The sequence below is a fragment of the Streptomyces sp. NBC_01232 genome (assembly GCF_035989885.1).
GTDB lineage: Bacteria > Actinomycetota > Actinomycetes > Streptomycetales > Streptomycetaceae > Streptomyces.
Genome location: NZ_CP108518.1, coordinates 313488 through 334353 on the forward strand (window position 1 = coordinate 313488; position 20866 = coordinate 334353).

24 protein-coding genes and 1 pseudogene are annotated in these 20866 nt (G+C 72.1%); 17 read left to right on the plus strand and 8 right to left on the minus strand.

Going from position 1 to position 20866, the window contains the following annotated elements:
* Positions 1 to 9: 9 nt before the first annotated feature.
* The 5 genes and pseudogenes from OG444_RS01530 to OG444_RS01550 all read left to right on the plus strand — a co-directional run.
* Positions 10 to 147 (plus strand): annotated as a pseudogene (locus OG444_RS01530) (WD40 repeat domain-containing protein); the annotation flags it as partial.
* A 229-nt stretch (positions 148 to 376) separates the two neighbouring features.
* The gene (locus OG444_RS01535; RefSeq protein WP_327260323.1) at positions 377 to 1015 is read left to right on the plus strand and encodes a transposase family protein; all 639 of its coding nucleotides are present in this window, start codon (positions 377 to 379) and stop codon (positions 1013 to 1015) included.
* A gap of 463 nt (positions 1016 to 1478) precedes the next feature.
* A complete protein-coding gene (locus OG444_RS01540) occupies positions 1479 to 2024 on the plus strand; it encodes a YbhB/YbcL family Raf kinase inhibitor-like protein (protein ID WP_327260324.1) in 546 nt (181 codons plus the stop codon).
* A gap of 127 nt (positions 2025 to 2151) precedes the next feature.
* Positions 2152 to 3045: an AraC family transcriptional regulator gene (locus OG444_RS01545; protein ID WP_327260325.1), complete on the plus strand. Its 894-nt coding sequence runs from the start codon at positions 2152 to 2154 to the stop codon at positions 3043 to 3045.
* Between the two features lie 224 nt (positions 3046 to 3269).
* Positions 3270 to 3908, plus strand: coding sequence for a DUF7003 family protein (locus OG444_RS01550; RefSeq protein WP_327260326.1), 639 nt, complete (start codon positions 3270 to 3272; stop codon positions 3906 to 3908).
* Positions 3909 to 3965: 57 nt separating this feature from the next.
* Here the strand turns inward: OG444_RS01550 and OG444_RS01555 are convergent, their stop codons facing one another.
* The 3 genes from OG444_RS01555 to OG444_RS01565 all read right to left on the minus strand — a co-directional run bounded on the left by OG444_RS01555 (position 3966) and on the right by OG444_RS01565 (position 7098).
* The gene (locus tag OG444_RS01555; RefSeq protein WP_327260327.1) at positions 3966 to 5321 is read right to left on the minus strand and encodes a tetratricopeptide repeat protein; all 1356 of its coding nucleotides are present in this window, start codon (positions 5319 to 5321) and stop codon (positions 3966 to 3968) included.
* A 155-nt stretch (positions 5322 to 5476) separates the two neighbouring features.
* A complete protein-coding gene (locus tag OG444_RS01560) occupies positions 5477 to 5863 on the minus strand; it encodes a VOC family protein (RefSeq protein WP_327260328.1) in 387 nt (128 codons plus the stop codon).
* A gap of 14 nt (positions 5864 to 5877) precedes the next feature.
* Entirely contained in the window at positions 5878 to 7098 is a 1221-nt protein-coding gene (locus OG444_RS01565) for an FUSC family protein (protein WP_327260329.1), read from the minus strand.
* A 161-nt stretch (positions 7099 to 7259) separates the two neighbouring features.
* Here OG444_RS01565 and OG444_RS01570 point away from each other — a divergent pair, with 161 nt between their 5' ends.
* Complete coding sequence (locus OG444_RS01570; RefSeq protein ID WP_327260330.1) at positions 7260 to 7445, plus strand: hypothetical protein; 186 nt, start codon at positions 7260 to 7262, stop codon at positions 7443 to 7445.
* 178 nt (positions 7446 to 7623) lie between these two features.
* On the opposite strand, the gene OG444_RS01575 is transcribed toward OG444_RS01570, so the two are convergent.
* The gene (locus OG444_RS01575; protein ID WP_327260331.1) at positions 7624 to 7989 is read right to left on the minus strand and encodes a hypothetical protein; all 366 of its coding nucleotides are present in this window, start codon (positions 7987 to 7989) and stop codon (positions 7624 to 7626) included.
* Positions 7990 to 8162: 173 nt separating this feature from the next.
* Here OG444_RS01575 and OG444_RS01580 point away from each other — a divergent pair, with 173 nt between their 5' ends.
* From OG444_RS01580 to OG444_RS01590, 3 genes are all read left to right on the plus strand, one after another.
* Complete coding sequence (locus OG444_RS01580) at positions 8163 to 8522, plus strand: PRC-barrel domain containing protein (RefSeq protein ID WP_327260332.1); 360 nt, start codon at positions 8163 to 8165, stop codon at positions 8520 to 8522.
* Between the two features lie 132 nt (positions 8523 to 8654).
* Positions 8655 to 8906: a hypothetical protein gene (locus OG444_RS01585; protein ID WP_327260333.1), complete on the plus strand. Its 252-nt coding sequence runs from the start codon at positions 8655 to 8657 to the stop codon at positions 8904 to 8906.
* A gap of 46 nt (positions 8907 to 8952) precedes the next feature.
* Positions 8953 to 9840, plus strand: coding sequence for an oxygenase MpaB family protein (locus OG444_RS01590; protein ID WP_327260334.1), 888 nt, complete (start codon positions 8953 to 8955; stop codon positions 9838 to 9840).
* 13 nt (positions 9841 to 9853) lie between these two features.
* Here the strand turns inward: OG444_RS01590 and OG444_RS01595 are convergent, their stop codons facing one another.
* Entirely contained in the window at positions 9854 to 10162 is a 309-nt protein-coding gene (locus tag OG444_RS01595; RefSeq protein ID WP_327260335.1) for a hypothetical protein, read from the minus strand.
* Between the two features lie 123 nt (positions 10163 to 10285).
* Positions 10286 to 11125: a class I SAM-dependent methyltransferase gene (locus tag OG444_RS01600; protein WP_327260336.1), complete on the minus strand. Its 840-nt coding sequence runs from the start codon at positions 11123 to 11125 to the stop codon at positions 10286 to 10288.
* A 160-nt stretch (positions 11126 to 11285) separates the two neighbouring features.
* Here OG444_RS01600 and OG444_RS01605 point away from each other — a divergent pair, with 160 nt between their 5' ends.
* The 8 genes from OG444_RS01605 (at position 11286) to OG444_RS01640 (ending at position 18829) form a co-directional block, all read left to right on the plus strand.
* A complete protein-coding gene (locus OG444_RS01605) occupies positions 11286 to 12014 on the plus strand; it encodes an ArsR/SmtB family transcription factor (RefSeq protein WP_405792498.1) in 729 nt (242 codons plus the stop codon).
* 134 nt (positions 12015 to 12148) lie between these two features.
* A complete protein-coding gene (locus tag OG444_RS01610; RefSeq protein ID WP_327260338.1) occupies positions 12149 to 13090 on the plus strand; it encodes a DMT family transporter in 942 nt (313 codons plus the stop codon).
* A gap of 89 nt (positions 13091 to 13179) precedes the next feature.
* Positions 13180 to 14109 (plus strand): 2-dehydropantoate 2-reductase, encoded by a 930-nt coding sequence (locus OG444_RS01615; RefSeq protein WP_327260339.1) that lies wholly within the window; start codon positions 13180 to 13182, stop codon positions 14107 to 14109.
* Between the two features lie 132 nt (positions 14110 to 14241).
* Positions 14242 to 14754: a hypothetical protein gene (locus tag OG444_RS01620; protein WP_327260340.1), complete on the plus strand. Its 513-nt coding sequence runs from the start codon at positions 14242 to 14244 to the stop codon at positions 14752 to 14754.
* A 90-nt stretch (positions 14755 to 14844) separates the two neighbouring features.
* Positions 14845 to 15564, plus strand: a complete 720-nt coding sequence (locus OG444_RS01625; protein ID WP_327260341.1) for a hypothetical protein — start codon at positions 14845 to 14847, stop codon at positions 15562 to 15564.
* 47 nt (positions 15565 to 15611) lie between these two features.
* Positions 15612 to 16091 carry a hypothetical protein gene (locus OG444_RS01630; protein ID WP_327260342.1) on the plus strand — a complete coding sequence of 160 codons (480 nt, stop codon included), beginning with the start codon at positions 15612 to 15614 and terminating at the stop codon, positions 16089 to 16091.
* A gap of 164 nt (positions 16092 to 16255) precedes the next feature.
* A complete protein-coding gene (locus OG444_RS01635; RefSeq protein ID WP_327260343.1) occupies positions 16256 to 17488 on the plus strand; it encodes an FAD-dependent oxidoreductase in 1233 nt (410 codons plus the stop codon).
* 120 nt (positions 17489 to 17608) lie between these two features.
* A complete protein-coding gene (locus tag OG444_RS01640) occupies positions 17609 to 18829 on the plus strand; it encodes a cytochrome P450 family protein (protein WP_327260344.1) in 1221 nt (406 codons plus the stop codon).
* A 42-nt stretch (positions 18830 to 18871) separates the two neighbouring features.
* Here OG444_RS01640 and OG444_RS01645 read toward each other — a convergent pair whose 3' ends face one another.
* Positions 18872 to 19552 carry a M15 family metallopeptidase gene (locus OG444_RS01645; RefSeq protein WP_327260345.1) on the minus strand — a complete coding sequence of 227 codons (681 nt, stop codon included), beginning with the start codon at positions 19550 to 19552 and terminating at the stop codon, positions 18872 to 18874.
* Positions 19549 to 20859 (minus strand): PP2C family protein-serine/threonine phosphatase, encoded by a 1311-nt coding sequence (locus OG444_RS01650; protein ID WP_327260346.1) that lies wholly within the window; start codon positions 20857 to 20859, stop codon positions 19549 to 19551. The genes OG444_RS01645 and OG444_RS01650 overlap by 4 nt, the downstream gene beginning before the upstream one ends.
* Positions 20860 to 20866: the final 7 nt, after the last annotated feature.

Below are 20866 nucleotides of genomic sequence, written 5' to 3' on the forward strand. Positions count from 1 at the left end.
GACAGCACGGTGCGGGTCGGGGACCTCACCACCTGCCGGGCCGTCGGCAAACCTCTCACCGGCCACACTGGCATCGTGTACGCGGTGGCGTGCACCTCACTGGACGGACGACCCGTCGCCGTCACCGGCAGCGCAGACAACACGGTGCGGGTCTGGGACCTCACCACCTGCCGGGCCGTCGCAAAAATCCTCACCGACGACCCACAGAGCATCGCGCTCACCACCACCGGAGATCTCGCCATCGGCTTCCACCACGATCTCGCCGTCTACCACCGCCAACCACGCAACGCCACAACACGCGACCGACCAGCCACCACAAGCCCGACGACGGACCCTCTCATCACACCGGCACGGAAGCACCCGGGCGATCGGCGAGGTGCGGCCCCTGCTCGCAGCCCGCGGCTGCACCATCGCGGCCGGCATCCGGCTCCGCACCCTCGCCGAGGTCATCGACCACCTCGGCGCCAGCGGACAGACCGGGATCATCGACGGCACCGAGATCCGGGTCCGCACGCCCGCTGCCGGCCGCAAGGACCGGGAGAAGTTCATCTCCGGCAAGAACAAGCAGAACGCGGTCAAGGCCACGGTCCTCACCGACGCCAGCGGCAGACTCCTGTTCTGCAGTCCAGCCCAGCCGGCCAGCTGTGCCGACATCACCCACGCCCGGCAGTTAGGCCTGGTCAAGCACCTGACTGGCGGCCCGGCCGTGGAGATCCTTGCCGACGCCGGCTACCAGGGCCTGGGCGCCCAGACCGGCGCCCGCGTCGTGACACCACCACACCGCAAGTTCAAGAAGAACCCGCCGGAGTGGTACGAGGAGATCTACGAGCGCCAGCGCAAGGCGCACTCCTCACGCCGTATCCGAGTCGAGCACGGCATCGCACACCTCAAGAACTGGCGGGCACTTGCTCGCCACCACGGCCGCCGTGACCACATGAGCGACACGATCCAAGCCATCGCCGGACTGCGCTCACACCAGCAGACCGCCACTCGCAGGCTCAACGAGCCACAGTGACCACCGGGCCGACCTGCACTCTTCGACGCGTCACCGCCAACCATGCACGAGCTCGTTAGGGACCTGGGTCAGAGATTCGTTGGCATGCGGCGGCGACTCTGTCGAGGATCTCGTCGGCGGCCTTCGTCCGGGCGAAGGGCCGTGGGCGCTCGTTCCAGTCGGCACGCCAGGCCCGGATGTCGCCCGCGGCCGGAACGAGGGGCCGGTCGCCGCTCCCGGTGACGTTGACGGTGAGGGGGTTGAGCGCCTTGTGTCCTGCGGCCGACGCCCGTGGGCCGCTGCTGCCGGCTCTCGGCATCGTGCACGTGACGTGGCACCAGCGCTGCGTGCCGGGTAAAGGTCGCACGTTCTTGCATGATCCTCCCGGCGGCGTCCGCCTCCCGCCGGATTCGTGCTCCGATGGGGACGTGCCCCGGGTCCCCGGGGCAACACCCCTGCACAGACACGAAGAAGGACGAAGAAGTTGAGTGATCAGGTGCTACGGCGTCCGCTGCCGCACGACTTCCACCCGCCGGTGCCCGAGCTGTCGGTGAGCAGCACGGACCTGACCGCCGATGGGCCCCTCCCGGATGCCCATGTGTACGCGAAGGGCAACTCCTCGCCGCAGATCGGCTGGTCGGCCGGGCCGGATGGTACCGGCAGCTACGCGATCACGTGCTATGACCCGGACGCACCGACCGGCAGCGGGTTCTGGCACTGGACGGTCTTCGACATCCCGGCGGATGTCGCCGAGCTGCCGGCGGGGGCCGGAACCGGAGGCTTCGAAGGATTGCCCGCCGGTGCCGTGCAGGTGCGTAACGACTACGGCAGCAGGGACTTCGGCGGGGCAGCACCTCCGGAAGGGGACGGCCCGCACCGGTACGTGTTCACGGTGTACGCCGTCGACCAGGAGAATCTGGGCCCGGATGCGGACGCGACGCCGGCCCTGGTGGGATTCCACCTGAGGTTCCACGCCATCGCCCGCGGCCGGCTGATAGCCCACTACGAGGAGCAGGGGACCGGGGCGTAGCCGCCCGGCGGACCGCCCCGCCACTCCCCCCGATCCGGCGCGCGGGAACTCGCCCGATCTCCGCACGTCCTTGCACGATCCTGCTCCAGGCGGGGGATCGTGCCGGCCGGCGTGGTGAGATGGGGGCATGTCCCTCGACGAGCTCCGCGACCTGCTGGGCCGCCATGCGCGGCCCGATCTGAGCACGGCCATCGACGGCGTCCGGATCTGCCGAGCCGAACCGGGCGCCGAGCCGGAGTACGCGATGTCCGGCGTAGTGCTCGCGGTCATCGCCCAGGGGGCCAAGCGGCTCGCGCTCGGAGACAGGGTGTACGAGTACGGCGTCGGCCAGTACCTGGTCGCCTCGGCCGACCTGCCGGTGGTCGGACGCATCGCCCAAGGACCCGAACTCGGTTTCGGCATGACGCTGGAGCCGGCCGTCATCGCGGAGCTGATGTTGCAGGCGGGGCCGGGCGACCTGCCGCCTTCGACCCGGTCGGTCCGGCCCGGGATCACGATCAGCGATGCACCGGCAGAGTTGATCGACGCGATCGTGCGGCTGCTGCGCCTGCTGGATCGGCCGCGCGACCGCCGGGTGCTGGTCCCCTTGGCCAAGCGCGAGATCCTGTGGCTGCTGATGACGGGAGAGCAGGGCGAAGCCGTTCGGCAGCTCGGTCTGGCGGACAGTGGCCTGACCCACATCACCCGAGCCGTGGGCTGGATCCGCGGCAACTACGCCGAGGCCTTCCGCGTCGAAGACCTGGCCCGGTCCTTCGGGATGAGCGTCTCCGCGTTCCACCGGAACTTCCAGTCGGTCACGGCGATGAGCCCGATCCAGTTCCAGAAGCAGATCCGCCTGCAGGCGGCACGGCTGCTGCTGGCCCGTCGCCCGAACGACGTGACCGGAGTCGCCTCCAGGGTGGGATACGACAGCCCCTCGCAGTTCAGCCGTGAGTACAAACGGCAGTTCGGCGCGCCGCCGCGCGCGGACGCGGCACGCATGCGGGCCCGTACCCAGCACGCTGCGGTTGTGACGGCCTGACCGCGGGGGCGCGGGTGACGCCTGCCGGTCACGAGACCGGCCGGTGAAGCGTCAGGGCCTGCCCTTCCCGGTCACAGCACCAGTGACCTGAGTCAGAGAACCTCTGGCAGATCGCCGCGCGCCCGGTCTGGGCCGGCCTCCCGACCAGCGGGCCACGGCCGCTTGGATCGAACGCCGTATCCAGCAGAGAACTTCCGGCACGGGTCACTAGGGTGGAGCGCGTGATGACGACCTCATCGATCCTCGGACAGTTCGATCACTGCGCGGACAAGGGAGAGTTCCCCGACCTGGACAACGGCTACTCCTACCCGGTCGATGCGCGGATCCACCTGTTCGCGGACACCACGCGCTGGGCCGTGGTCGCCGAACTGCTGGGCTACAACCCCCGCGCCGGCAACCTCACCGACGTCATGTACCGCTTCGGCAACTGCCTGACGCGCGGCGAGCCGGGGTTCGGGGACTTCCTGGACCGGGTCGACAACATGGATGAGATCGATCCCGACGGGGACGAAGCATTCGCCGGAGGGGTACCCGTGGTCGTACGGGGGACCGCGCTGGCGGTCGGCGCCGGGGCCGGAACCCCTCTGCAGGACGTGTTCCGAATGCTCGCACCGGAACACAGAGGGACTCTGCTGGCCGACGAGGCCGAACTACGGGCTGCCGGTGTCCCGGCCGACCTGCCCGTGCTGCTGCGGCTCGACGAATGGCGCCAGCCCGAGGACCTCTGGGACGTCGCGCCCGGCCGCCACGAAACCTTCCGGCTGATCGCCGACGTTCTCGACTCCGGTGATCCGAGCCGCTACCGGCCGTCGGCCCCGCCGAACACCCACTGGTCCCACTGGCCGGATGCGGGAACCCTGTAGGGGCGGCCTCCCGCCCGGTAGGCGTGCCGCCGGGTGGGCGGGAATTCCTCCGGCGGGTCAGGGCCTGGGCTGCGCGTCGAAGGTGCCGGACCAGATGGGTACGAAGGGCTCCGCCTCGCGCTGCTGAAGAAGTGCCACGGCGTCCTCGACCCGGCCGAGTTCGATGAGGTGGCCCGCCAGGGCGGTGTGATGGTAGGGAGCGTGCTGTTCGAGGATGGCGACGGCCTCCGCGGTCCGGCCGGTCGCCGCGAGCAGGTCGGCGATGAGGCCCGCCGCGTACCCGGGGTCCTCCCCCGAGTACACGCCCGCCTGCTCGATCGCTTCGTCGAGCAGACCGCAGTCGGCCATGAGCCGAAGCCGCGCCCTGAAGACGTCCTCTTCCTCCTCGCCGCCGCGGCGCGCCCTGAGGGCGTCGAGGTGGGCCACGCCTTCGCGGGCGCGCCCGTGTTCGGCGTACTGGGTGCACAGCGCGTGGACGATCCGGTCCTCCGCGCCGCCGGGTGCGTCCGCGAGCGTGCGCAGCACCTCGATCGCTTCGTCGCCACGGCCGTGCCGGGCCAGGAGCAGGGCCAGTTCGACCGTATCGGGGTGCCCGCCGGCCGGTGGGCCGTCCGGCTGCCGGTACACGGCGAGCGCGCCTTCCAGGTCACCGCGCTCCTCCAGCAGCTCGGCGAGGCGCCGGGCGGCGTTCCCGTGGGCCTCGATCGCCGCGTACGCGCGCAGTTCCCCGGTCCGGCCGTGCCTCGCCAGCAGGTCCGCCAGCCGGTCGCGTCCGCCGGAGGAGCTGACCTGCCGGGTGCGCAGCAGGGCGATCGCCTCGTCGAGGCGGCCTTGGCGTTCACGGATCACGGCGAGCAGCCCGATCGCCGTGTCGGGGTCGAGTCCGCGACAGCACCACGGCTCGTCGCACCGGTGCCGGGCCGGGATCCGGGCGGCCAGGAGCGCGGCGACATCCTCGTCCCGGCCCGTTCCCTCGGTGACCTCGACCAGTGCGGTGGCTAGGGCCGGGTCCTCGATTCCGGCGCTGAGCAGCCCGACCGCCTCGTCCCTGCGTCCGTGCCGGGCCAGGAGTCGCGCGAGGAACTCCAGCTTGAACCCTCCGACCCGTGCGTACGGCCGGGCCAGCGCGATCGCCTCCGCTGCCCGCCCCCAGCTCTCCAGCAGTTCCGCCTGGGCCTGCCCGGCCGGCCACCAGCCGGTGGCGACGTACGGTGCGAGCACCTCCAGCGCCTGAGCTTGCCGTCCCCGGTCACCGAGGAGCCGCGCCCACTCCCGCGCGCAGAACCATTCGCCACGGCGGGCCTGGAACTCCACCTCCTGCTCGTGTCCGAGCTCGAGGAGCCGGGACACCAGGAGTGGAGGAATGCAGCCCGACAACGTCCGGGCCCGGCGGTCGAGATCTGCAGCGTCCATGGCAGTGCACCCTAGCCAGCGCCTCCCGACGCGGCCCACGGCCCCCTGGGAGATCCCCCCTTCCGATCCTCGGGTGGCCCGGATCGCTCCCCCTCGGGGGCGGAACCGGCGTCACGTCATGGCTGCGACTCCGGCGAAGTCCGGCAGTACACCCCTCAAGGCCGGAAGCGCAGGGGGTGGTCCGGCGGGACCTCCACGACCGCGATCCGTACGCCGTCCGGGTCGGCGATCCACATCTCGATCAGGCCCCAGGGCTCTCGCCGGGGAGGCCGCAGTACCTCGGCGTTGCGGCTGCGCAGCTCCTCGTACGCCGCCTCCGCGTCCGCCACCTGGAGCCACAGCCGCAGGCCCGGCGCGAGCGGGGCCTCGGCGCGCCCCGAGACCTCGAGGAAGCCGCCGCCGAGGAAGTAGACCGTGCCGCGCTCGGGGCCGGTGCCGAACTCGCGGTAGACCTCCAGGCCCAGGGTGTCTCCGTAGAAGGCGCGCGAGCGTTCGGGGTCCGTGGGGCACAGCAGGATCCTGCTGCCCAGTACATGCACCATGTCCCCACCTTCGCTCACGCGCCGTCCCGCGGGGACGATTTCCGCGGCATCCAGCGCCTGTGCCACCCGGCCAGTCGTCCCGTGCGCCGCGTGCGGGCGTGCTGGTCGAGTTCATCGAGGAGGCGTTGCGAGCGTTTGTCCACGCCCAGTTCGTCGAGGACCCGGTCGATCTCGGTGAGCAGCGCGCCGCGCAGCTGCCAGTGCGCGGGGTCCTCGCGGGCGGAGGCCAGCAGCAGGACCGCGAGCCGGTCGCGGTGGGCCCGGGCGACGGCGAGCTCCCCCGTCAGGCGGGCTTCCGCCTCTTCCGCGTTGGCACTGACCTGCGCGGTGATCAGCTGGGCGAAGCTCTCCACGGCGATGGCCGTGTGGCGCAGTACCTGCCGCAGTGCGGCCGCGGTCGCGGGGTCGAAGAGGGGACCGTCGGGGCGGGCCTTCGCCAGGTCGGTCAGGGTCCGGCAGGCGACGCGGAGCACGACCGCGCAGATCTCGAGCGTGTCCAGGCCGGTGCGCAGCACCAGCCGGAAGAGCAGTCCCTCCTTGACCCGCGGATTGAGCCGGAGGCTGTCCTCGGCCTGCCGGAGGGCGGCGTCGACCTGGGCGATGTCGTTGTCGAGGCGGCGTGCCTCGTGCAGCCTGGCCGCGGCCTGTTCGACCCTGGTGGGTCCGGAGGGGTCCTCGCCCAGGTGGTCGAGGAGCCGGCTCATGCGCCCGGCGAGGTCGGTGATCGCGGCGCCGGCGGGTCCGACCCACAGGGGTGGCGCCAGCAGCAGGTTGACCAGCAGCCCGACCACCGCGCCGATGATCGTCTCCAGCACCCGGTCCCAGGCGGTGTCCGTGACCTGGGTGACGCCGAGGACGAGCATGGCGCTGATCGCGACTTCGGGGACGAACTCGTCGACGCGCACCAGGTGGCCCACGACCAGCGAGGCCAGGATCAACAGGCCGAGGCTCCACCAGGTCAGACCCACCAGCGCGCTGAAGCCGATCGCGATCAGTACGCCGACGACGACGGAGTTCACCCGGCGGATGCTGGTGGTCAGCGTGGAGTACAGCGTGACCTGGACGACGAGCAGGGCCGTCAGGGGGGCGGTCAACGGGAGCGGCTCGCTGCTCAGGCGGAGGGCGACGACGTAGCTGATCACGGCCGCCGCTGTGGAGCGCAGGGCCTGGACGGCGACCGGCTCGCGGCGGCGGCGTGCGACACGGGTGGCGAGACTGCTGATCGTTTCCGGCATGCGGGGCGCCTTCCCGCTGGTGGGCCGGATGACGCATCGCGTGGCCGCTCGGGTCCGGACGCCCCAGGATGGGTCGTGTGAGGAGGGTGGCCGGGCCGTTCGCGGGTAGGCGGAGGGTGTCCGGAATCCCTGTCCATGAGATCTGCGAGGGAGCGGCAGCCATGAGCGGTATGGAGAACAAGCGTCAGAAGCCGGGCAAGGGCCGGGAGGAGCAGGTGCAGGAGCACCCCGGCCCGGACCCCGTGCACCCGGAGGCCAGCAAGCGGGTTTCCGGCAAGAGCCCGGAGGAACTGCGGCAGCTGCAGGAACGGAAGATGACCCGTACGGCCGACGACGACGCGGAGTAGTCGCGCCGGGGCCCGCGGCGCCGGGGCAGATGCGGTAGCCAGCCGCAGGGGCCGAAGCGGCGGCAGAGGCTGCGGTTGAGGCAGGGAGCAGCGGCGAGGTGCCGCGGGTCTGGGGGGGCCTCGCCGATCAGGCCGGATCAGGGAGCCCGCGAGCCCGGCGTGATCGGCAGGACACCCCTCAGGGGCCCTCGTCGTAGGTCCCTGCCTCGATCTCCAGGGCGAGTTCCTGCAGGACTCCGATCGAGGAGATGTCCGTCCGCCCGCTGTCGTGCACCATGGCGAGGCTGGTGAAGGCCAGGCTGAAGCCGGAGACCATCGTGTGCAGGGCGGGGCCGAGCGCCTCCGCGACGAGCGCTGCCACCTGCTGCGGCGTCGCGTCGGCCGGCACCCTGATGGACGGCAGCATTTCGTTCAGCAGCAGAGTGGCCACTCCGGCCGTCGGCTCCGGGATCTCGCCGTCGTCCCCGGCCTCGGCGGCCCGGCGGATGTCCTGGGCGTCGGTGAGGATCCCGATCACTCGCTTGAGTACTTCTGCGCGTTCCATCTGCGGAGCGTAGCTCCGTGCTCGTGAGCCCCGCCGGAGTTCACACCGACAGGCAGCCCGACCCGCCTCACCGCGACCCGAATCGGACGTCGTGAACGTGAACGTGTAGCCGCGGCGCCGCGGGGCAGGCGCGCCCTGACGGACACGAACCGATGAAGGGAGCTGTTTCCCGCATGTCAGAGAGCGCCTGGGCCTACCGCATCACCGTTGGCCGCATCGAGGGTGTGGACCTGTCCGGCTTCAAGGTGGAGGCGGTCGACGGCTCCATCGGCAAGGTCGACAAGCACTCCGACGAGGTCGGATCCGCCTATCTGCTCGTCGACACCGGTCCGTGGATCTTCGGCAAGGAAGTCCTCCTCCCTGCGAGTACCGTCACCGGTATCGATGTGGAGGAGGAACGGATCCACGTCGGGCTGACCAAGGAACAGATCAAGGACGCCCCGGAGTTCGTACGGGACGAGCACCTCCAGGACACCGACTACCGGAATCTGCTGGGCGGCTATTACGGCCTCATCCCGCACGGGTGGCGGTGATCCCCCGGCCGGACATCCCGTCGGTCACCGAAGGGCGCTGGGCCGTGACTGCGGCCCAGCGCCCTTTTGGTGACCCCACAGCGCATAATCGGTGCACATCCGCGCAGTTTTGGTGCAACCATGGTGTACCACGTGAACAACAGGAAGGCTTTCGCCATGGAACAGCTGCCCCTTCACCCCGACAGCGAGCGGTACTCCGTGACCTTGTGCCCCCCGGCCGTCACCATCGTCTCCGAGCTGACGGCCGCGACCGGCGTCAGCAAGTCCGACGTGATCAACCGAGCGGTGCTCCTGCTCGGGTTCATCGAGCGCGAACGCGCCAAGGGCAACGACCTGATGATCCGCGACACGGAAGGCGCCCTGGAACGCATCCACATCATCTGACCGCCGTCGCACGACCGCGGGCCCTGCCGCGGCACATACTGGGCCCATGGCACGGGCGACGACGGCTGTCGAGCGGATCAGGCGGCGAGCGGGCGAGGCGGTCTTCCTGCGCGTCGCCGGGCCGGACGGGCCCAGGAACAGGGCGCGGATCCACACGACGCCCGGTCCCCGCTGGTTCGCACCGGACCGGCCGGTGCGGCAGGTGCACGGGGACGCATCGATGTTCATCGGCGGGCTGGCCGCCCTGCTGCTCCAGTCCCTGCACCCGGTGGCGATGGCCGCCGTGGCGGCGCACTCGGGATACCGGGGCGACCCGTGGGGGCGGCTGCACCGGACCAGTACGTTCCTCGCGGTGACCACGTTCGCCACGAGCGCCGACGCCGAGGCGGCCGTGGCCCGGGTACGGGAGGTGCACGCGCGGATCCGGGGCCGGACGCCCGACGGCGTACCGTACCGGGCCGACGATCCGGAGCTGCTGACCTGGGTGCACATCGCCGAGGCGGACTGCTTCCTGCGGGCCCACCAGCGCTACGGCCGGAGCCCGTTGGACGCCGCCGGCTGCGATGCGTACCTGGCCGACACGGCGCGCGTGGCCCGCGCCCTGGGTGCGGACGGGCCGCCGGAGAGCGAACGCGATCTGGCCCTGCTCATGGCGCGGTACCGGCCCGGTCTGCGGGTGACGGCGGCTTCCCGGGACACCGCCCGGTTCCTGCTGACCGATCCCCCGCTGCCGGGAGCCGCCCGGTTGCCGTACGCCCTGCTCGCGGCGGCAGCCGTTGACCTGCTGCCGCCCTGGGCCAAGGCGGCCGTGGCCGCCGATGCTCCGGCGGCCGCCCGGATACCGCCCGTGGCCGCCCGCGCCGGCGGCCACGCGGTGACCCGGGCGATCCGCTGGGCGCTGCCCGAGCGTCCCCCACCGCCGCCGACCGGTTGAGGACGGCGCTCTCTCAGTACTCCTCGTCGGGGTAACCCCACCGGATCTCCGGCTTGGCTCCCGCCGCCACCGCACCGACCGTCACTCCGAAGACCCCCTCGAAGTGCGGCTGCCACAGGTAGAAGCGGGAGATGCCGAGCGGGAAGTCGGATTCCCCGGAGACGAAGTACGAACCGTCGTCGTCCACGGCCACCCCGATGGTGACCTGGTTGGCTATGTCCTCCTCGTACATCAGCTCCTGCAGGGCGCGGACGATCGCCCAGGCCTGCGGCTCGTCGGCGACGCCGGTGACGGTGAAAGCAAGATCGATGTTCACTGACATGCCGGAAGGATAGGCGGGGCCACTGACAGGTCCGCTCGCACCCTCAGAGCTCGGCGTCGGCCGTGAGCAACACGATCCCCCGGGTGGATCCGGGCGTGAAATCCCCCATGTCCGGGGCCGGGGCTACGGGCGGGTGGCGGTCACGAGGTAGTAGTCCAGGATCTGCTGCTCCCAGGCGGCCAGGAAGTTCCGCGGCCAGGTCCCGGGGGCCCAGAGGCGGGCGAGCCAGCGGTCCCAGCCCGGCCAGACCTGCGGGCCGATCGAGACGGTGCGGACGTCGGCGAAACCGGCTTCGGTGAGGGCGTCGGCGAGGCGGGACACGGGCCGGGCGATGTCCAGGCCGCTGGCGAACGAGTCGAGCAGCCCCGCGAGCCGCCTCGCGGGCTCGGGCGCACCGCCGACGGTGAAGAAGCTGGTGACCGCCATCCGCCCGCCGGGGCGCAGGACCCGCGCCGCCTCCCTGGCGAACGCGGACAGGTCCGGGAAGTGCTGGGCCGCCTCGACGCTGTAGAGGCAGTCGAACTCGCCGTCGCCGAGCGGCAGGTCCTCCGCGGCACCGAGTACGAAGCGCAGCCGGTTCGGCTGGGCCTCGAGGAGCGTGGAGTTGGCTTTCCGGGCCCGCTGGAGCTGGTGGGGATGGATGTCCACGCCGGTGATGGCCGTGGGCCCGTACTCCTCCAGTGCGAGGGCGCACCCGAGGCCGAGTCCGCAGCCGATCTCGACCGCCCGGCCGCCCTCGGGGGCCGCGGCATCGAGCACGTGCCGGTAGAGGTCCCGCTCGCTGCGGATCCGGTCGGCCTGGGACAGAGGTTGTTCGAGGTCGACCGCCTTCCAATAACCGAAGTTGATGAAGCCTCCGGCGAATACCGGAACGGCGCTGAGATCGGCCGGCCCGTACGTCTCCCACACCTCGGGCCGTACGACGGGAGCGCTCTGCTCCGTGGGGTCACCCGACGACAACACCCCACCACCTCCTCGTGACGGGGGCGTTCTGCCCCGGAGCCCTCAGTGTGGCCGGTGCACCCGGGCCGCGACAGAGGACCCGCCTGCGCACACGTTTTCAGCTCGCACGGATTGTTCGTTGTTTACCGAAATCATGGGGCATCCTGGACGTATGAACGAGATGCATCCCGGGCCGGCGCCCGCGAGCGGACCGGCCCCCGCGGCCCTCCTGGCCGCCTTTGCCGCCGCCCTGGCCGACGAGACGCGGGCCGCGATCTGCATGACGCTGCTGGAGGGGCGCGCCTGGACGGCGGGCGAGCTGGCCAGGATCACCTCGGTGGCGCCGTCCACGATCAGCGGTCATCTGACCAGGCTGCTCGATGCGGGGATCTGCGTGACCGAGCGGCAGGGCCGCCACAGTTATGTGCGGATCGCCGACGGGGCGACCGCCCGCCTGCTCGACGAACTCGCCTCCTACGCGATTCCGGACCGGGACGCGGCGCACGCCGTGCCCGTGGTCGCCGCACCGGACCCGCTGGCCCGCGCCCGTACCTGCTACGACCACTTCGCAGGGCGGCTCGGCATGGCGGTGACCGATGCGATGGAGCGGCGCGGGCTGCTGCGTACGGAGGACGTGTTCGAACTGACGGAGGCCGGCCGGGCCTGGTGCGACGAGGCCGGCATCAGCCTCGCCGGCGAGGGGCGCAGACGACTGGCGAGTTCCTGCCTGGACTGGACCGAGCGACGCCGCCACCTGGGCGGCCTCGCCGGGGCGCGCCTGTGCGCGCGGGCGAAGGACGAGGGTTGGGTGGTGCGCCCGGTGGGAGGCGGGCGGGCACTGGAGGTGACCGGGTCCGGTGAGCGGGCCTTCGCCGACCTGCTGGGCCTCACGCCGGAGTCGTGGAGCTGAGCCGGAGGGGGCCACGGAAACGGGGGAAGCCGGGCGGCGAGGCCCGGGCGGGGCGCCGTGGAGCGGCCCGGGTTTCCACCCGGAGAACAGTTAATTCGGTCGACACCGAAATGTTCGGGTCGTAGGGTGGGCGTATGACGTTCCGCTCGAGTCCGATCCCGCCCGGCGTCCTCACGGTCGGCGCCGTCACCTTCACGGTGTTCGCCTGGGCCTCCGCCTTCGTCTCCATCCGCAGCGCCGGGGCCGCGTACTCACCCGGCGCCCTGGCCCTCGGCCGGCTGCTGGCCGCCTCGCTGGTGCTCGTCGTCCTGCTCCTGGTACGCCGTCAGGGCCTGCCTCCCCGCGAGGCATGGCGCGGAATCGTGGTCTCCGGTGTGGTGTGGTTCTGTGGCTACACGATCGCGCTGAACTGGGGTGAACGTCTGGTCGACGCGGGCACGGCGTCCCTCCTGGTGAACACCGGGCCCATCCTCATGGCACTGCTCGCGGCCCGCCTGCTCGGCGAGGCACTGCCCCCGCGGCTCCTCGTGGGCATGGCGGTCTCCTTCGCGGGAGCGGTGGTCGTGGGCCTGTCCATGTCCTCGGGCGAGGGCGGCTCCACCTCGGTGCTCGGAGTCGGCCTCTGCCTGATAGCCGCCGTCGCCTACGCGACCGGTGTCATCGCCCAGAAGCCCGCGCTCTCCTACGGCACGCCCTTGCAGATCACCGCCTTCGCCTGCCTGACCGGAACGGTCGCCTGCCTGCCCTTCACGGGCCAACTGCTCGCGGAAATCCCCAAGGCACCGGTGTCCGCGACCCTGAACATGCTCTACCTGGGCGTGGTGCCGACCGCCCTGGCCTTCACCACGTGGACCTACGCACTGGCGCGCATGCCGGCCGGCAGGCTCGGCGCGACCACGTACGCCGTCCCGGCCATCGTCGTGCTGCTGAGCTGGGGCCTCCTGGGCGAGGTACCGGCCTGGCTGACCCTCCTCGGCGGGGTGCTGTGCCTGGCCGGTGTGGCGGTCTCCCGGTACGCACCGCGCTCCCCGCGCACTCCCGCCGAGGACAGCCCCCTCGGTGCGGGCCGAACCTGACCTGACCTGACCGTATCGGCCGCGTCGGGCCGCAACTCCCCGCACGTGTGCTTGCGCACCGGCTCTGCTCCCACGAAAGGCATTCCCTCATGAGGATCCTCACGGTCGGCGCCGGAGCCGTCGGCGGCTTCTTCGGCGCCCGGCTCGCCACAGCGGGCCAGGACGTCTCCTTCCTGGTCCGGCCGGCCCGCGCGAAGGCCCTCGCCGCCCGCGGACTGCGCGTATCGGGCCAGGGCGAGGAACTCCGCCTCACGCCGAAGCTGGTGACGGCCGACGCCGCGGGCGGGCCGTACGACCTGGTCCTGCTCTCCGTGAAGGCGACGGCCCTGCGGGCGGCCCTCGCGGACATCGGATCCGCAGTCGGCCCGGAGACCGCCGTCGTCCCCCTGCTCAACGGGGTCGCCCACATCGACACGCTCGTCTCGCGCCTCGGAACCGGGACGGTACTCGGCGGGGTGGCGAAGGTGGTCACCACCTTGAGCGAGGACGGCGACATCCTGCGGATGGCTCCGCCCGCGGTCATCCTGACCGGCGAGCTCGACGGCCGTCCCTCGGCCCGCGTGGACTCGATCCGTACCGTCCTGGCCGGGGCCGGCATCGCCTCGCCCGCGACCGAGGACATCGTCTCCGCGATGTGGCACAAGTGGGTCTTCATCTCCACGCTGGTCTCGCTGACCTGCCTGATGCGCGGCACGGTCGGAGAGGTGAACGCCGTACCGGGCGGCTCCGCCCTCGCGACGGCCCTGGTCGCCGAAGCCGGGGCGGTGGCGGAGGCCGCCGGTCACCCGTTGACCGACGCCGAGCTCGCCTTCACCAGCTCGACCGTCACCGCCCCCGGCTCCCCGCTCACCCCCTCCCTCTACCGCGATCTCGTCGCCGGAGTGCCGACGGAGGCCGACCACGTACTGACCGACCTCACCGAGCGCGCCCGCGCCCTTGGAGTGGCCACTCCCCTGCTGGACCTCGCCGCCCTGCAGCTGCGCGTCCACGAACACCGCCTCACCGCGCAACGACCCTGAGGATCCCGCCCCCAGCCCCTCCCGCGCTCCGGGGGCCGCCCGTACACACTCACCCGGATGCCCGGTCCATTGGGCATCCGGGCCGCCGGGCCTTTGACTGGGAGGTCCGGACGTCCGGAACACCGTGGAGGCATGATGGCGGCGGTCGCGTGGATGCGTGGTGCGGCAGGTGTGGTGGTTCTGTCGGCGGTGGCGCTCGGCGCCGCGGGCTGTTCGGACGGCGAGGGCACGCCGTCCGGTGCCGTATCGAGCGCTGCTTCGGCGGTGAAGTCCGCCGGCGAAGCCGTCTCGTCGGCCGCCGCCGAGGCCTCGCGCGCCGCCGAATCGGCAGCGGCCGTCGCCAAGGACAAGCTGGCCGGGGTGAAGGACGGGGTCGACGCCAAGGACGAGACGTCCTTGGGCCCGGTGACGACCGACGCCGACGGGTACACGACGGTTCCCGTGACGGTGCAGAACACCGACGACGCGACGAAGTCCTTCGCCGTACAGGTCGAGCTGAAGGACGAGGCCGGCAATCTCATCGACACCGTGGTGGTGACGATCACGAACGTGGCCGGCAAGGGCACGGGGCAGGGGACGGCCCGCAGTACGCACAAGCTGTCCGGCACGGTCACGGCCCGGACCGGCACGGCCCTGCGCTACTGACGCCCACCGGTGCGGCCTCATCCGGACACGGATCAGGACTTCGCCGGAGGCGGCCCGGGGATCCGGTGGCCCACGGGCTAACTTCCTCCCATGCACATGCAACGGGCCGACATTCTCAGCAACATCGCCGCGAGCGGAACCGGCACCGCCCCGCAGCGACTCTCCGAACTCGCCGCCGAGCTCGACATACCCGCCGCCGACTTACTCGTCGTCGCGGGCCACCCGGTGCCGGCGGAACTCCTTCCCCCGGACCGCGACCCCCGGGTCATGCGGGAGTTCGCCTTCCGCGCGAGTCACTGCAACCACCTACAACTGGCCTCGCTGGAGGCCTTCGTCCGCTCGCTGCCGCGCCACGCGGCCACGGCACCCTTCGTCCAGCCGGTCTCCGGGCCTTACCGCCCCGCCGAGACCGGTTTCGGCTCCGTGCTCAACGGACTGATCCGCAATCGCGGCTTCGGGGTCCGCGAACTGCCCTTCATGGGGCTGTCCCGCAGTACGTTGAACATGATCGTGACGGCGCCGTGGGAGCCCGATCGGCATCGGCGGCATCAACTCGTCTGCCTGGCCGGTCCGCTGGCATGGACCCTTCCCGATCTGTTCGCACTCGCCGGTGAGCCGTACTCGGAGGAGTTCCGCCCGGGGACGCTCTGCCGCCACGTCGGGCGGGTGTTCACGGCCGCCGTGCACCTGACCACCTCCCAGCTGATCGAGGCCACCGAGGAGGCGGACCGACTGACCGCGCGTGAGGACTACGGCGTGTTCCAGCTGGTCTCGCAGGGCTTCGTCGCGGAGTGCCCGGACCACCTCTGACGGTGCGGGGTGATACTTCTGCGGTGCTGTTGACGTGGATATCCGAAGTGGCCGACGAGCCCTTGACCCTGAATCCCGCTGACCGGCGAGTGGAGGTGGAGACCAACACCTGGCTGCTGAGCATGGGTTCCGCGGACCAAGGGGTGCTGACCGTGCCCGAGGTGGTGTCCGCCTTCCATCGCACTGCCGCCCGCATTCACCGCCGCATCCGCGAAACGGGCCATTCCGCAGTAGCGACCTTCTATGTGTGGCACGACGAACAGGCCGGGCAGCTCCGGTGCTCCACCGCTTCCCTGCCCCCGGAGGCGTTGCCGTTCGGCGGTCTCTACGTGGCGTGCGACGACCTCGACGCGATCGTCGAGGGGTTCCTGGCCGACGGCGAGCCGGGCTTCACCCCCTGGTCGGCGCTGGAGGAGGTGCAGGAGGTACAGGAGGTGCAGGACGCCGAGGACGCGGCGAACCTCGCGGAGCAGGCCGGGACCGCACCGGAGATCCCCTTGCGCGTCTGGGTCAGCAGCGCCGGCTGACCGGCGCCCGCGGCAGCCTCTTCCGGCCGGCGGCGCCGGCGCGCCCCGGGCCCGCGCCTCCCCGGGGCGCGTCGCCGCCGTTACCGCAGTCGGCGCCGCGGGTGCGGTATACGTCCTCTGGGGCTTACCCGACGCGGGCGAAGGGACTGGTTGCCGTGGTTGCCGTGGAACGGACCACCTGCTGTGTGGTGGGCGGAGGGCCCGCCGGAATGGTGCTGGCCCTGCTGCTGGCCAGGGCCGGGGTGGAGGTGACCGTGCTGGAGAAGCACGGCGACTTCCTGCGTGACTTCCGCGGCGACACCGTGCACCCGTCCACCCTGTCGCTGCTCGACGACATCGGGCTGGCGGACCGGTTCGCCCGGCTGCCGCAGCGACGGGTCACCTCGGTACAGCTGCCCATCGGGCCGGACCGGTCCCTCGTCACGGTCGGGAACATCGCGGCGCTGCACGGCAAGTACAACTACATCGCGATGGTGCCGCAGTGGGACCTGCTGGACCTGCTCGCCGACGAGGCCCGCCGGGAGCCCTCCTTCCACCTGCGGATGAACACCGAGGCGACGTCCTTCCTCGTCGAGCGCGGAAGGGTCGCGGGCGTGCGGTACCGCACGGCGGACGGGGCCGTCGGCGAGCTCAGGGCGTCGCTGACCGTGGCCTGCGACGGGCGTGGATCGCTGTCCAGGGCTCTGCCCGAGCTCGGGCTGGAGGACTTCCCGTGCCCGATGGACGCCTGGTGGTTCCGGATTCCGCGCCACGAGGAGGATCCGAGCGGGCTCGTCGGAGGCATCGGTGACAGGCTCTTCGTCGCGCTCATCGACCGTGGCGACTACTGGCAGTGTGCGGCGCTGATCCCCAAGGGGTCCGACGCCGGGCGCCGCGCCGAAGGCCTGGAGCCGTTCATGGCCCAGTTCACGGACGCCGTCCCGTGGCTGGCCGACCGGGCCCGTGCCGTCACTTCCTGGGACGATGTCAAGCTGCTCGACGTACGGCTGGACCGGCTGCGCCGCTGGCACCGCCCGGGGCTGCTGTGCATCGGCGACGCCGCCCATGCCATGTCACCGGTCTTCGGGATCGGCATCAACCTCGCCGTGCAGGACGCGGTGGCCGCGGCCCGCCATCTGGTGGGACCGCTGCGCGACGGCACCGTGGGGCTCCGGGACGTACGTCGCGTCCAGCGCCGCCGCCTGCCCACGACCGTGGCGACCCAGGGTCTCCAGCGCCTGGCCCACGCCCAGGTCATCGAGCCGCTGCTGTCCGGCCGCGTCGCGTTCGGCGATCCCCGGCGGGCCGAGCGGCTCACCGAGCTGATCACCGAATCGCGATGGCTGAACCGGCTGCCCGCCTACTTCCTCGCCTACGGGGCGCTGCGCGAGCGGCCCCCGGGGGAATCACTCCGCTGACCCCGCCCCGCGGGAGCGGGAAGCACGAAACAGTAGATATGGCCGGAAAGCGACCTCTGTGCAGGGTCGGGCGGATAGCCTCGCTCTCCACAGCGAGGACGACGTGCTTCGGGAGGCATGATGAGTGAGCAGCCCACCCCCCTGCCCTACGCCGACCCCACCTTCGTCGCGGACCCGTTCCCCCTCTACAGGCAGTTGCGCGAGGACGGACCCGTGCGCCGCGTCGTCGTCGCGGGCGGCCTCGACGCGTGGCTCGTCACCCGCTACGAGGACGGGCTCGCGGCGCTGTCCGACTCCCGGCTGAGCAGCGACGTACGGGACGCCTCGGACGGCCGGCTGCTGCGGCAACTGCCAGAAACGGAGCGCGAGTCGATGCTGAGCAACATGCTCCGCAGCGACCCGCCCGACCACACCCGCCTGCGCCGCCTGGTCTCCAAGGCGTTCACCGCGCGCCGCGTGGCGGGGATGCGTCCGCGGATCCAGGAGCTCACCGACCGGCTGCTGGACGCGGTCGTCCCGGCCGGACGGGCGGACCTGGTGGCGGACTTCGCGCTGCCGCTCCCGGTGACGGTGATCAGCGAGCTCCTCGGGGTTCCGGTGGACGACCGGCACGACTTCCAGCACTGGGCCGACCGGATGCTCCGGCGGGGCGCGGAGGCGCCGGATCCCGCCGTGGTGAGCGAGGCCTGGGAGCACATGCGCGCCTACCTCGCGCGGCTCATCCACGCCAAACGGGCGCAGCCCGGCGACGATCTGCTCAGCGGCCTCATCACCGCCCGGGACGAGGAACAGCGGCTGAGCGAGGACGAGTTGGTCGCCATGGTGTTCCTGTTGCTGGTCGCGGGCTACATCACGACGGTCAACCTGATCGGCGGCGGCATCGCCATGCTGCTCGCCCATCCCGGCCAGCTCGAGCTGCTGCGGTCCGACCCCGAACTGCTGCCGGGGGCGATCGAGGAGTTCCTGCGTTACGACGGCCCGGTCAGCCCCGGCATCGCGCGGTTCGCGCGCGAGGACGTCGAGATCGCGGGCGTGGCCGTGCCGCGCGGTGCGACCGTACTGATCGGGTCGGCCCTCGCCGACCGCGACCCGGAGCGGTTCCCCGACCCCGACAGCCTGGACATCACCCGGCAGGACAACGCGCACCTCGCGTTCGGTCACGGCATCCACTACTGCCTGGGGGCTCCGCTGGCCCGGCTGGAGGGGCAGATCGCCATCGGTACGGCCCTGCGCCGGCTCCCCGGGCTCGCCCTGGACGTGCCGCCGGAGAAGATCCCCTGGCGTCCGGGCGGGCTGCGGGGCCCGGAGAGCCTGCCGGTGACCTTCGCCCCCGGCGGCTGAGGCCGGCGGCTGCTGAGGCCGGCGGCGCCCGCCGGGGGCGGTTCAGCCGCCCTCCGCGGAGAAGTGCTGGTAGTCCGGGGGGCTCCAGCGGCCGCCCCAGTACCAGCCGGCCTCCCGGAAGGCCCGGGTCACCACGCCGTCCGGGGTGATCATGCCCGGGGCGACACGGCTCCGGTCGAGGTGGGTGCGTCCGTTCGGGGGATGGCTGGTGCCCTGTACGTCGACGTACGGGTTCTCGACCGGGTTGATGTCGATGGCGTCGCCCCAGGCGTGCCGGGACAGACGGCTCGGGTCGCCGGTGACAGGCCGGCAGTTGAAGGCGGAGGTGTTGTCGTCGGCCATGGCCGCGGCGTCGCTGCCTCCGTACGCGGCCGTCACGCGCATGCGGCGGATCGGGAAGCGGGCGTCGAAGGCCTTGGTGAAGACGCGCAGCACCGGCGCGACCACGTCCTCGTGGACCACGAGCTCGCCCCGGTGCACCCGGCCGTCGAAGCCCCAGTGGTTCATCCGTATGAGCCTCAGCCGCTCCGGTGGCACGGGACAGCCCGGGCGGTAGGTGGTTCCCAGTTTGTCCCGGGGAACGGTCGTGACGTGCGCCGACAGCGTCTTCACCGCGGGCTGCGGCGCGATCTGGAAGTGCGACCCGGACTTCGCTGCCGTGCACGACAACGCGGTCGCGCACAGGGTGCCGGTCAGGGCGACACAGGCGAGACGATGGCTCACCGTTCCACCGTAGGCAGGCCGGGCCCCGCGGGCATGCCGGGCATGTCCAGGTCCGGTCCGGCGGCGGCTTCCGGGTCCGCGGGCGGGCGGGCGCGGGCTCGGGCGGCGAGTACGGCGACGTCGTCCTCCGCGTGGGAGGCGTCGAGGCCCTCCACCACGGCGTCCACCACCGCGTCGACCCCGGCCCCCACCGGTGGGCGCACGCCCGCCAGCCGGGCCAGCGAGACGTCGATGTCCTCGCCCCGCCGCTCCACCAGTCCGTCGGTGAACATCAGCAGGGTCTCCTGCGGGCCGATCGCGCGGGTGACGGCCTCGTAGCCGCCGACCCCGGTGCCCAGCGGCGGGCCGACCGGGACGTCGACCAGCGTGGCCGAGCCGTCGGCCCCGAACACGGCCGGCGGCAGGTGCCCGGCGCTGGCGAACATCGCGACGCCGCGCGCGGGGTCGACGCGTACGAGCAGGCAGGTCGCCGGTCTGCGGGCCGCGTCGCCCGCGGCCAGGGCGTCGAGCTGGCGCAGCACGCGGTGCGGGGCGAGGTCCGTCGAGGCCACGTCCCGCAGGGTGGAGCGGTACGCGTTCATGTCCACCGCCGCGTCGAGCCCGTGGCCCATCACGTCGCCGACCACGAGCAGGGTGCGGCCGTAGTGGAGGCGGACCGTCTCGAACCAGTCGCCTCCCACCAGTGCCCGGGGGCCGGCGGGCAGGTAGCGGCTGGCCACCTCGAGGTTGGGGTGCGGCCGTCCCGGTTCCGCCACGAGCGCCCGCTGGAGGTGCGAGACCGTGTCCTCGGTGGCGGCCAGCCGCCGTGCGTGCCCGAGGTGCACCGCCGCCAGCCGGGCCGCGAAGCGGACGGTCGCCGCCTCGTGGTCGCTGAACTCCGTCCGGGCCCGTACGGCGGTCAGCACGCCGTGGAAGCCGTGGCCCCGGTCCGCGTCCTCACGGTCCCGGTCCGGCACGGGGACCGTGAGGACGTGGACCGGAGTGCCGTCGGCGACCGTCGCCCGCGCGGAGAGCCCGTGTCCGCGGTCCGTCGCCCGTAGCGAGGACGTCGCGGCGGTTCCCGCCGCCAGCAGCCTGACGGCTCCCGCTGTCGTGACACGGAGGGAACCGCCGTCCTCCGCCAGCAGGTCCACGGCGACCGCGTCGCAGACGTTCCGGAGCAGGAAACCGGCCAGCTCCTCGCAGGTGGTCACCGCGTCCAGGGTCGTACCGATCTGCTCGGCGGCGTCCTCCATCGCCCGGACGCGCGCCGGCAGCCCCTCGTGCCCGCCGAGGGGCCCGGTGGACTTCCCGTCACGCGGCGGCAAACGGACC